At 71.1% G+C, this 11,929-nt stretch carries 8 protein-coding genes; 3 read left to right on the top strand and 5 right to left on the bottom strand.

Going from position 1 to position 11,929, the window contains the following annotated elements; all coding sequences use genetic code 11:
• The first annotated feature begins 94 nt into the window (after positions 1-94).
• On the top strand, positions 95-334 hold the full coding sequence (locus tag FNH09_RS39600; protein WP_152894716.1) for a heavy-metal-associated domain-containing protein: 240 nt from the start codon (positions 95-97) through the stop codon (positions 332-334).
• A 94-nt stretch (positions 335-428) separates the two neighbouring features.
• The gene (locus FNH09_RS39605; protein ID WP_152894717.1) at positions 429-2,744 is read left to right on the top strand and encodes a heavy metal translocating P-type ATPase; all 2,316 of its coding nucleotides are present in this window, start codon (positions 429-431) and stop codon (positions 2,742-2,744) included.
• A gap of 600 nt (positions 2,745-3,344) precedes the next feature.
• On the opposite strand, the gene FNH09_RS39610 is transcribed toward FNH09_RS39605, so the two are convergent.
• The 5 genes from FNH09_RS39610 to FNH09_RS39630 all read right to left on the bottom strand — a co-directional run bounded on the left by FNH09_RS39610 (position 3,345) and on the right by FNH09_RS39630 (position 10,549).
• On the bottom strand, positions 3,345-4,634 hold the full coding sequence (locus tag FNH09_RS39610) for a citrate synthase (protein ID WP_162469785.1): 1,290 nt from the start codon (positions 4,632-4,634) through the stop codon (positions 3,345-3,347).
• Between the two features lie 232 nt (positions 4,635-4,866).
• A complete protein-coding gene (recD2, locus tag FNH09_RS39615) occupies positions 4,867-7,125 on the bottom strand; it encodes an SF1B family DNA helicase RecD2 (RefSeq protein WP_152894718.1) in 2,259 nt (752 codons plus the stop codon).
• A gap of 258 nt (positions 7,126-7,383) precedes the next feature.
• Entirely contained in the window at positions 7,384-8,253 is an 870-nt protein-coding gene (locus tag FNH09_RS39620) for a sugar phosphate isomerase/epimerase family protein (RefSeq protein WP_338017827.1), read from the bottom strand.
• Entirely contained in the window at positions 8,250-9,401 is a 1,152-nt protein-coding gene (locus tag FNH09_RS39625) for a DUF993 family protein (protein WP_162469786.1), read from the bottom strand. The genes FNH09_RS39620 and FNH09_RS39625 overlap by 4 nt, the downstream gene beginning before the upstream one ends.
• On the bottom strand, positions 9,398-10,549 hold the full coding sequence (locus FNH09_RS39630; protein ID WP_162469787.1) for a Gfo/Idh/MocA family protein: 1,152 nt from the start codon (positions 10,547-10,549) through the stop codon (positions 9,398-9,400). Before FNH09_RS39630 ends, FNH09_RS39625 begins: the two co-directional genes overlap by 4 nt.
• A gap of 315 nt (positions 10,550-10,864) precedes the next feature.
• Between FNH09_RS39630 and FNH09_RS39635 the strand changes: the two genes are divergently transcribed.
• The gene (locus FNH09_RS39635) at positions 10,865-11,911 is read left to right on the top strand and encodes a LacI family DNA-binding transcriptional regulator (protein WP_152894719.1); all 1,047 of its coding nucleotides are present in this window, start codon (positions 10,865-10,867) and stop codon (positions 11,909-11,911) included.
• Positions 11,912-11,929: the final 18 nt, after the last annotated feature.

The following is an 11,929-nucleotide window of genomic DNA, read 5'->3' on the forward strand; positions in this document are numbered from 1 at the left end:
CTCCTGGATTCATACCCCCTAGGGGTATAGTCTGAAGGCAGTGGACCCCTCGTGGGCCCCGCCGGCCCCACCCGCCTCTGCGAGGAGCAACGACATGACCGCCCAGACCGACACCCCGGGTACCGTGACCGCCGTCTACAAGGTGAGCGGGATGAGCTGCGGACACTGCGAGGGCTCCGTCAGCGCCGAGATCTCCCAGCTCCCCGGCGTCACCTCGGTGACGGCCGTCGCCGCCGCCGGCGACGTCACCGTCGTCTCGGCCGGCCCGCTGGACGAGGAGGCGCTGCGCGCCGCCGTCGACGAGGCCGGCTTCGAGCTGGTCGGCAGGGCCTGAGGGCTCCCTTCCCGTACCCGATTCCCGACCGGGCCGTGCCGACCAGCCGACACTGGTGGTGCACGGCCCGTTCCGTTCTCTGGAGCACGGACACATGACCAGCACCGCCACGGACACCCCGACCCCGATAGACGCCCCCGGCGACCCGGCGGCCACCACCGCGACCGCCGAGGTCGAACTGCTCGTCGGCGGGATGACCTGCGCCTCCTGCGCGGCCCGCGTCGAGAAGAAGCTCAACCGCATGGACGGCGTCACCGCCACGGTCAACTTCGCGACGGAGCGGGCCAAGGTCACCTACCCCGCCGGGATCCAGGTCGCCGACCTGATCGCGACCGTCGTGAAGACCGGGTACACGGCCGAGCAGCCCGCACCTCCCGAACCTCGGGAGCCCGAGCCTCGGGAGCCCGGTTCCGCGGAGCCCGGGGCACGGAAGCCGGCACCCGGTGCCGACCCCGAGCTCGCTTCCCTGCGCCAGCGTCTGCTCGTCTCCGCCGCGCTCGCGCTGCCCGTCGTGCTGCTCGCGATGGTCCCCGCCTGGCAGTTCGACAACTGGCAGTGGCTCTCGCTCACCCTGGCCGCCCCCGTGGCCGTCTGGGGCGGCCTGCCCTTCCACCGGGCCGCCTGGACGAACCTGCGGCACGGCGCGGCCACCATGGACACGCTGGTGTCGGTCGGCACGCTGGCCGCGTTCGGCTGGTCGGTGTGGGCGCTGTTCTTCGGCACCGCGGGCATGCCGGGCATGCGGCACGGCTTCGACCTCACCCTCTCCCGTACGGACCCCTCCTCGACGCTGTATCTGGAGGTCGCCGCCGGGGTCACCGTCTTCATCCTGCTCGGCCGCTTCCTGGAGGCCCGCTCCAAGCGCCGGGCCGGCGCGGCCCTGCGGGCGCTGCTGGAGCTCGGCGCGAAGGACGTCGCCGTACTGCGGGACGGACGCGAGGTGCGGATCCCGGTGGCCCGGCTGGCGGTCGGGGACCGGTTCGTCGTACGGCCCGGGGAGAAGATCGCGACCGACGGCACGGTCGTCGAGGGGACCTCGGCGGTGGACGCGTCCATGCTGACCGGCGAGTCGGTGCCGGTCGACGTGACGGCCGGGGACGCGGTGACCGGCGCGACCGTCAACGCCGGGGGACGGCTCGTCGTCGAGGCCACCCGGGTCGGCGCCGACACCCAGCTGGCGCGGATGGCCCGGCTGGTCGAGGACGCGCAGAACGGCAAGGCGCAGGTGCAGCGGCTCGCCGACCGGATCTCCGGGATCTTCGTGCCCGTGGTGCTGCTGCTGGCGGCCGCCACCTTCGCCGGGTGGCTCCTCGCCACCGGCGAGACGGCCGCCGCCTTCACCGCGGCCGTCGCCGTGCTGATCATCGCCTGCCCGTGCGCGCTGGGCCTGGCCACCCCGACCGCGCTGATGGTCGGCACCGGACGCGGGGCGCAGCTGGGCATCCTGATCAAGGGCCCGGAGGTGCTGGAGTCAACGCGCCGGGTCGACACGGTCGTCCTGGACAAGACCGGCACGGTGACCACGGGCCGGATGACCCTCCAGGAGGTGTACGTCGCCGACGGCGCCGACGAGCGGCAGGTGCTGCGGCTCGCGGGCGCCCTGGAGCACGCCTCCGAGCACCCCGTCGCGCGCGCGGTCGCGGCGGGCGCCGAGGAGCGGATCGGGACCCTGCCCGCGGTCGAGCGCTTCGAGAACGTACCGGGGCGGGGCGTCCAGGGGCGGGTGGAGGGGCACGAGGTGGCCGTGGGACGGCTCGCCGAGCTGTCCGCCGCCCTGCCCGCGGAGCTGGCCCGCGCCAAGGAGGAGGCCGAGCGGGCCGGCCGTACCGCCGTCGTCGTCGGCTGGGACGGCGCGGTCCACGGGGTCCTCGCGGTCGCGGACGCGGTCAAGGAGACCAGCGCCGAGGCCGTACGGGAGCTGCGCGCGCTGGGACTGACGCCGGTGCTGCTGACCGGGGACAACCGGGCGGTGGCCGAGGCCGTGGCCCGGACGGTCGGCATCGACCAGGTGATCGCGGAGGTGCTGCCCGAGGACAAGGTCGAGGTCGTACGGCGGCTCCGGGGCGAGGGGCGGACCGTGGCCATGGTCGGTGACGGGGTCAACGACGCGGCCGCGCTGGCCACCGCGGACCTGGGCCTTGCGATGGGCACGGGGACCGACGCGGCGATCGAGGCGAGCGATCTGACGCTGGTGCGCGGGGACCTGCGGGCGGCCGCGGACGCCATCCGGCTGTCCCGGCGCACGCTGGCCACGATCAAGGGCAACCTGGTGTGGGCGTTCGGCTACAACGTGGCCGCGCTGCCGCTGGCCGCCGCGGGGCTGCTGAACCCGATGATCGCGGGGGCGGCGATGGCCTTCTCGTCCGTGTTCGTGGTGAGCAACAGTCTGCGACTGCGGGCCTTCCGCTGAGACACCCTTCGTTACCGAGGATCAACATCACGTCACCGCATCGGAAGTAAGAGTCCCCCTAGAGTCCGGCGCGAGCCTCACATAAGCTCTTCACAAGGCTCGCGCATCATCCTTACGCTTGAGCCCCGATCGGCGTATCAGGACTCTTGCGCACCTAACGGACATCCGCAAGAGACGCAGATCACAGTGCTGTGAACGTAACCATCGAAGGGATTCGAAGGTCTAAGTTTGGCGATGTCAGGGAGCGTCTTGGGGGGCGCCTCCTGGCATCTGGGGATGTCTTGGGGGACTTCCTCAGAGATGCGTCGCCGGGGCACACACACCGGGGAGCTTTGAGCGGCCCTCCCAGCGTGCGGTGTCCCGGCAGATCGCAGGTACCGACCAGTACGTACGACGTGCTCGTTCTGTTCAACAACCGCACACAGCAATACAGCGATTCAGGCGCTGCCTCAGACGCCCGGCCGGATCCCGTGGGGGGAATCCGCACCGGGACATGGGAAGGCGCCCTGTACGCCGGCCCGTGGGGGGACCGGCGGCAGGGCGCCTTCTGCTGTTTCAGACCCGCTGTCTCAGACCTGCGGTGTCAACCCCCGGTGGGGTTCAGCGCTCCTCGACCGGCACGAAGTCGCGCTCGACGACGCCGGTGTAGATCTGCCGCGGACGGCCGATGCGGGAACCCGGCTCCTTGATCATCTCATGCCACTGGGCGATCCAGCCCGGCAGACGACCCAGGGCGAACAGGACCGTGAACATCTCGGTCGGGAAGCCCATGGCGCGGTAGATCAGGCCGGTGTAGAAGTCGACGTTCGGGTAGAGGTTGCGCGCGACGAAGTACTCGTCGGAGAGCGCGTGCTCCTCCAGCTTCAGCGCGATGTCCAGCAGCTCGTCGGACTTGCCGAGGGCCGAGAGGACGTCGTGCGCGGCGGCCTTGATGATCTTGGCGCGCGGGTCGAAGGACTTGTACACCCGGTGGCCGAAGCCCATCAGGCGGACGCCGTCCTCCTTGTTCTTCACCTTGCGGATGAAGGAGTCGACATCGCCGCCGTTGGCCTGGATGCCCTCCAGCATCTCCAGGACGGACTGGTTGGCGCCGCCGTGCAGCGGACCCCAGAGGGCGTTGATGCCGGCCGAGATCGACGCGAACATGTTCGCCTGCGAGGAACCGACCAGGCGGACCGTGGACGTCGAGCAGTTCTGCTCGTGGTCCGCGTGCAGGATCAGCAGCTTGTCGAGCGCGGAGACGACGACCGGGTCGAGCTCGTAGTCCTGCGCCGGCACCGAGAACGTCATGCGCAGGAAGTTCTCGACGTAGCTGAGGTCGTTGCGCGGGTAGACGAACGGGTGACCGACCGACTTCTTGTACGCGTACGCCGCGATCGTCGGGAGCTTGGCGAGCAGCCGGATCGTGGAGAGGTTGCGCTGCTTCTCGTCGAACGGGTTGTGGCTGTCCTGGTAGAACGTGGACAGCGCCGAGACCACCGAGGACAGCATGGCCATCGGGTGGGCGTCGCGCGGGAAGCCCTTGTAGAAGTTCTTGACGTCCTCGTGCAGCAGCGTGTGCTGCGTGATCTCGTTCTTGAACGAGGTGAGCTCGTCGACGGTCGGCAGTTCGCCGTTGATGAGCAGGTAGGCGACCTCCAGGAAGGTGGAGCGCTCCGCCAGCTGCTCGATGGGGTAGCCGCGGTAGCGGAGGATGCCCGCTTCGCCGTCGAGGTAGGTGATCGCGGATTTATAGGCGGCGGTGTTGCCGTAGCCGCTGTCCAGAGTCACGAGACCGGTCTGGGCCCGGAGCTTCCCGATGTCGAAGCCCTTGTCACCGACGGTGCTGTCAATCACCGGGTAGGTGTACTCACCGTCGCCGTACCGCACTACTACAGAGTTGTCGCTCACGTCTTCCCTCACCGACTCTGTGCCTCATCTTCGAGGTTGCCCTGACTGTCTCTACCATCCCCCATTTGGCGCAGGAGAGTGCACTCGGGGTCGACCATTGGGCTTATCGGCGGCACTCAGTGCCGTCAACTTGCTCATCCTGCCCCCTTGCACCCGTAACCGGAAGAGCTCTGTGACCTTCACGACTCATTTGATCGATCATTTTTTGTGAGCCCTGCCGCACAGGCCTGGATCAGGCGCCCGCGAGCCGGAAATCCAGTGCCGTACAGCGCCTTCCCGCCGACACGGTGCGTACGGCCTGCCCGATCGCCTTGCGCGAACCCACCAGCACGACCAGCTTCTTGGCCCGGGTCACCGCCGTGTACAGCAGATTCCGCTGGAGCATCATCCATGCACCGGTGGTGACGGGGATCACCACGGCGGGATATTCACTCCCCTGTGAACGGTGGATGGTCACCGCGTACGCATGTGCCAGTTCGTCCAGTTCGTCGAACTCGTACGGCACCTCCTCGTCCTCGTCCGTCAGGACCGTCAGACGCTGGTCGACGGGGTCGAGCGACGTGACCACGCCCACGGTGCCGTTGAAGACCCCGTTCTCGCCCTTCTCGTAGTTGTTGCGGATCTGGGTGACCTTGTCCCCGACCCGGAAGACCCGGCCGCCGAACCGCTTCTCCGGCACATCGGGGCGGCCGGGGGTGACAGCCTGCTGGAGCAGGCCGTTGAGCGTGCCGGCGCCGGCCGGGCCGCGGTGCATGGGGGCGAGCACCTGGACGTCCCGCCGCGGGTCGAGCCCGAACCTGGCCGGAATACGGCGGGCCGCCACGTCCACCGTGAGCCGGCCGGCCTCCTCCGTGTCGTCCTCGACGAAGAGGAAGAAGTCCTTCAGCCCGTCGGTGAGCGGATGCTGCCCGGAGTTGATGCGGTGCGCGTTGGTCACCACGCCCGACTGCTGGGCCTGGCGGAAGACCCGGGTCAGGCGCACGGCCGGGACCGGGCTGCCGTCGGCCAGCAGATCCCTGAGCACCTCCCCCGCGCCGACGCTCGGGAGCTGGTCGACGTCCCCGACGAAGAGCAGGTGGGCGCCCGGCGGCACCGCCTTGACCAGCTTGTTGGCCAGCAGCAGGTCCAGCATGGACGCCTCGTCGACCACCACCAGGTCGGCGTCCAGCGGGCGGTCCCGGTCGTAGGCCGCGTCCCCGCCCGGCTTGAGCTCCAGCAGACGGTGGACGGTGCACGCCTCGGCGCCGGTGAGCTCGGCCAGCCGCTTGGCGGCCCGGCCGGTGGGCGCGGCCAGCACCACCTTGGCCTTCTTGGCCCGCGCCAGCTCCACGATCGAGCGGACGGTGAAGGACTTGCCGCAGCCGGGGCCGCCGGTGAGCACGGCGACCTTCTCGGTGAGCGCCAGCCGGACCGCGGCCTCCTGCTCGGGCGCGAGCTCGGCGCCCGTGCGCCCCTTCAGCCAGCCGAGCGCCTTGTCCCAGGCCACGTGGTGGAAGGCGGGCATCCGGTCGGCTTCCGTGCGCAGCAGGCGCAGCAGCTGGGCGGAGAGGGAGAGTTCGGCGCGATGGAAGGGGACGAGGTAGACGGCGGTGACGGACTCGCCGCCGTCCGCCCCCGGCACCTTCTCCCGTACGACGCCGGGGTCCTCGCCCTCCTCGGGCGGTGCGGCGAGTTCGGCCAGGCAGTCGATGACCAGGCCGGTGTCGACCTGGAGGAGTTTGACCGCGTCGGCGATCAGCCGCTCCTCGGGCAGATAGCAGTGGCCCTGGTCGGCGGACTGCGAAAGCGCGTACTGAAGGCCTGCCTTGACGCGGTCCGGGCTGTCGTGCGGGATGCCGACGGACTGGGCGATCTTGTCGGCGGTCAGGAAGCCGATGCCCCAGACGTCGGAGGCCAGCCGGTAGGGCTGGTTCTTCACCACGGAGATCGAGGCGTCGCCGTACTTCTTGTAGATGCGCACGGCGATCGACGTCGAGACCTCGACGGTCTGGAGGAAGAGCATGACCTCCTTGATCGCCTTCTGTTCCTCCCAGGCCTCGGTGATCTTCCTGGTGCGCTTGGGGCCGAGGCCCGGGACCTCGATGAGCCGCTTGGGCTCCTCCTCGATGATCCTGAGCGTGTCCAGGCCGAAGTGCTGGGTGATGCGGTCGGCGAAGACTGGTCCGATGCCCTTGACCAGGCCCGATCCGAGGTAGCGGCGGATGCCCTGGACGGTGGCGGGCAGCACGGTCGTGTAGTTCTCGACGGTGAACTGCTTGCCGTACTGCGGGTGGGAGCCCCAACGGCCCTCCATCCGCAGGAACTCGCCGACCTGGGCGCCGAGCAGGGCGCCGACCACCGTCAGCAGGTCACCGGCGCCGCGGCCGGTGTCGACGCGGGCGACCGTGTAGCCGTTGTCCTCGTTGGCGTAGGTCACGCGTTCGAGCACGCCTTCGAGTACGGCCGTACGCCGCTCCTCCGACCGGGGGGAGGCCTCCGCCTGATTGGACATGGTCCGACGGTACCCGCGCGGTCCGACAACGCGGACGGCCACCGGTTCTCCCGCCGGCGGCCACCGGTTCTCACGGGCGCCCGGGGATACGTCGAGGGGGCCCGGTCCGTCGACCCGGCCCCCTCGGATTCCCTCCCCATCAGAACCCCGCGATCCCCCCGGATCCCCTCCAGAAGTCCTGATGCCACGTACGACCCGGCAGGCGGCGGAAGGGTTGTACGGTCCCCGCGGTTTTTTTCCGGCCGTTTCCCGCCCCGGTCAGCGGGCGTCGCCCGGGCCGCCCACCGCGGATCCGTGCGGGTTCACGTGCTCGGCGAACCGGGCCGCCGTCTCCGCCAGCACCTGCCTGCCGTCGCGTGCCCACAGCCCCTCGTTGAAGAGTTCGACCTCGATGGGCCCGGTGTAGCCGGCCGCGTCCACGTACCCCTTCCACTCCCGCATGTCGATCGCGCCGTCGCCGATCTGGCCCCGCCCGTCGAGGACGCCCGCGGGCAGCGGGGTGGTCCAGTCGGCGAGCTGGAAGGCGTGGATCCGGCCGCCCGCGCCCGCGCGGGCGATCTGCCGGGGCGCGGAGTCGTCCCACCAGACGTGGTACGTGTCGACCGTGACGCCCACCTGGTGCGCGGGGAAGCGTTCCGCGAGGTCCAGGGCCTGGGCGAGGGTGGAGACCACGCAGCGGTCGGCGGCGTACATCGGGTGCAGGGCCTCGATCGCGAGCCGGACGCCGTGGGACTCGGCGTAGGGGCCCAGTTCCGCCAGGGCGTCGGCGATCCGCTCCCGGGCCCCGCGCAGATCCCGGGAGCCGGCCGGCAGGCCGCCGCAGACCAGGACCAGGGTGTCCGTGCCGAGCGCGGCCGCCTCCTCGACGGCGCGGCGGTTGTCGTCGAGGGCGGCGGCGCGCCCGTCCGGGTCCGTCGCCGTGAGGAAGCCGCCCCGGCACAGGGTGGTGACGGCGAGGCCCGCGTCCCGGACGAGCTTCGCCGTCGCCCGCACCCCGTACGCCGCGACCGGCTCGCGCCACAGGCCGACACCGGGCACGGCGAGTTCCAGGCAGGCGTCGACCAGTTCGGGCATCGACAGCTGCTTCACCGTCATCTGGTTGATCGAGAAACGCTCAAGTCCGGTCACTGTGACACTCCGTACAGGGCGAGCAGGGTCTTCATCCGCTCCTCCGCCAGCTTCGGATCGGGGAACAGGCCCAGTCCGTCGGCGAGTTCGTAGGCGCGGGCGAGGTGCGGCAGGGAGCGGGCCGACTGGAGGCCGCCGACCATCGTGAAGTGGCTCTGGTGGCCGGCCAGCCAGGCCAGCAGGACCACACCCGTCTTGTAGAAGCGGGTGGGGGCCTGGAAGAGGTGGCGGGACAACTCGACGGTGGGGTCGAGGAGTTCACGGAAGCCCGCCGTGTCCCCGGTGTCCAGGACCCGGACGGCCTCGGCGGCCAGGGGGCCCAGCGGGTCGAAGACGCCGAGCAGGGCGTGGCTGAACCCCCGTTCGTCGCCGGCGATCAGCTCGGGGTAGTGGAAGTCGTCGCCGGTGTAGCAGCGGACGCCGTCGGGCAGGCGGCGGCGCAGGGCGATCTCACGTCCGGCGTCCAGCAGCGACACCTTGATGCCGTCGACCTTGTCGGGGTGGGCGGCGATGACGTCCAGGAACACCTCGGTGGCCGCGTCGAGGTCGGCCGAGCCCCAGTAGCCCTCCAGCGCCGGGTCGAACATGGGGCCGAGCCAGTGCAGGATCACCGGTTCGGCGGCCTGGCGCAGCAGGTGGCCGTAGACCTCCAGATAGTCCTCGGGACCGCAAGCGCTTGCGGCCAGCGCGCGGGACGCCATCAGGATCACCCGGGAGCCCGACTCCTCGACGAGGGCGAGCTGTTCCTCGTAGGCCCGCCGGATCTCGGGCAGCGACCCGGCGGTGATCTGGTCGGTGCCGACGCCGCAGGCGATCTCGCCGCCGACCGCCTTCGCCTCGGCGGCGCTGCGGCGGATCAGTTCGGCCGCGCCCGCCCAGTCCAGGCCCATGCCCCGCTGGGCGGTGTCCATGGCCTCGGCGACGCCCAGCCCATGGGACCACAGATGGCGGCGGAAGGCGAGGGTGGCGTCCCAGTCGACGGCGGCCGGGGAGTCGGGGCCCGCGTCGGCGAACGGGTCGGCGACGACATGCGCCGCCGAGAAGACCGTACGGGAGGTGAAGGGGGTGCCGGGGGTGAGGGCGAGGGGTTCCGTGCGGGGCTCGTACGCGCGCAGCCCGCCGTGGCGGTCGGGGAGCCGGAGGGTCACAGCTCGATCTCCGGTACGTCGAGGCGGCGGCCCTCGGCCGAGGACCTCAGGCCGAGTTCGGCGAGCTGGACACCGCGGGCGCCGGCCAGCAGGTCCCAGTGGTAGGGGGCGTCGGCGTAGACGTGCCGCAGGAACAGCTCCCACTGGGCCTTGAAGCCGTTGTCGAACTCCGCGTTGTCCGGGACCTCCTGCCACTGCTCGCGGAAGGCCTCGGTGGCGGGGACGTCCGGGTTCCAGACGGGCTTGGGGGTGGCGGAGCGGTGCTGGACGCGACAGCCCCGCAGCCCCGCGACGGCCGAGCCCTCGGTGCCGTCGACCTGGAACTCGACGAGTTCGTCGCGGTGGACGCGGACCGCCCAGGAGGAGTTGATCTGGGCGATGGCGCCGCCCTCCAGCTCGAAGACGCCGTAGGCGGCGTCGTCGGCGGTGGCGTCGTAGGGCTTGCCCTGCTCGTCCCAGCGCTGCGGGAGATGGGTGGTGGCGACGGCCTGGACGGACTTCACCCGGCCGAACAGCTCGTGCAGGACGTACTCCCAGTGCGGGAACATGTCGACGACGATGCCGCCGCCGTCCTCGGCGCGGTAGTTCCAGGACGGGCGCTGCGCGGACTGCCAGTCGCCCTCGAAGACCCAGTAGCCGAACTCGCCCCGGACGGAGAGGATCCGGCCGAAGAAGCCGCCGTCGACGAGGCGCTTCAGCTTGAGCAGGCCCGGCAGGAAGATCTTGTCCTGGACCACGCCGTGCCGGATGCCCTTCGCGTCGGCCAGGCGGGCCAGTTCCAGGGCGCCGTCCAGTCCGGTGGCGGTCGGCTTCTCGGTGTAGACGTGCTTCCCGGCGGCGATGGCTTTCCTGATCGCCTCCTCGCGGGCCGAGGTGACCTGGGCGTCGAAGTAGATCTCCACGGTCGGGTCGGCGAGGACGGCGTCCACGTCGGTCGAGAGGTGTTCCAGGCCGTGCCGCTCGGCGAGCGCGCGCAGCGCGTGCTCGCGGCGCCCGAGCAGGACCGGTTCCGGCCACAGCACGGTGCCGTCGCCGAGGTCGAGCCCGCCCTGGTCCCGGATGGCCAGGATGGAGCGGACGAGGTGCTGGCGGTAACCCATGCGCCCGGTCACGCCGTTCATGGCGATACGCACCGTCTTGCGTGTCACGTCGGTCCCTTCGTAGGCGCCGAGCGCCCGGTTGCCCTGGTTGTACTGGTAAGCCGCACAGCAAGCGCTTTCTACGCAAGAAGAAGCTAGCCTCTGACCAGTGGTCCGGACAAGGCCGTGTCCACTTCGAGTTGTTCGAGGGGGCGAACAACAGGGGGGTGAGGCCGTAAGGTCTGCCCGAACTGCACGAAACCGCGGCTGTGGCTCGTGGGCCTGTGTATCCCCTGTACATGCACTGCGTACGACCTGCGCACGGCCTGTGCCCACACGACGTACGAGCAGGTACGACAACATGCGCGACCGGAGGACGACGAGATGACGGTGACCCTGGCAGACGTGGCGGCCCGCGCCCAGGTCTCCCCCGCGACGGTGTCGCGCGTGCTGAACGGCAACTACCCGGTGGCGGCCTCCACCCGCGAGCGGGTGCTGCGCGCCGTCGACGAGCTGGACTACGTGCTGAACGGTCCGGCCAGCGCACTCGCCGCCGCCACCTCCGACCTGGTGGGGATCCTGGTCAACGACATCGCGGACCCCTTCTTCGGGATCATGGCCAGCGCCATCCAGGCGGAGATCGGGGGTCCCGGCGGGCGGGCCGGCGGGGAACGGCTCGCCGTCGTCTGCAACACCGGCGGCTCCCCGGAGCGCGAACTGACCTACCTCACCCTGCTCCAGCGGCAGCGGGCCGCCGCCGTGGTGCTGACCGGCGGCGCCGTGGAGGACCAGCCGCACGCGGCGGCCGTGGCGGCCAAGCTGCGCAAGCTGACCGAGGCCGGGACCAGGGTGGTGCTGTGCGGGCGGCCGCCCGCGCCGGACACCCGGGCGGTCGCGCTGACCTTCGACAACCGCGGCGGCGGACGGCAGTTGACCGAGCACCTGATCGGGCTCGGGCACCGCAGGCTCGGCTACATCGCGGGCCCCGAGGAGCGTACGACCACCCGGCACCGGCTGGAGGGACACCGGGCGGCGCTGGCCGCGGCGGGCATCGAGGAGGACCCGCGCTGGACGGTGCACGGCCGCTACGACCGGCGCTCCGGCTACGAGGCGACGCTGGAACTGCTGCGCCGCGACCCGTCGCTGACGGCCGTCGTCGCGGCCAACGACTCCGTCGCCCTGGGTGCCTGCGCCGCGCTGCGCGAGTCGGGGCTGCGGATCCCCGAGGACGTGTCGGTGGCCGGCTTCGACGACCTCCCCTTCAGCATCGACGCGGTGCCCTCCCTGACGACCGTGCGGCTGCCGCTGGCCGAGGCGGGGGCGCGCGCCGGGCGCATCGCGATGGGGCGCGAGGAACCGCCGCCGGGGGAGATCGCGACGGTCCGGGGCGAGCTGATGGTGCGGGGGTCCTCCGGGGTGCCTCGCAGGTGACCCGCCCCTGCCGTCGGG

The organism is Streptomyces adustus (assembly GCF_009377175.1).
Lineage (GTDB): Bacteria > Actinomycetota > Actinomycetes > Streptomycetales > Streptomycetaceae > Streptomyces > Streptomyces adustus.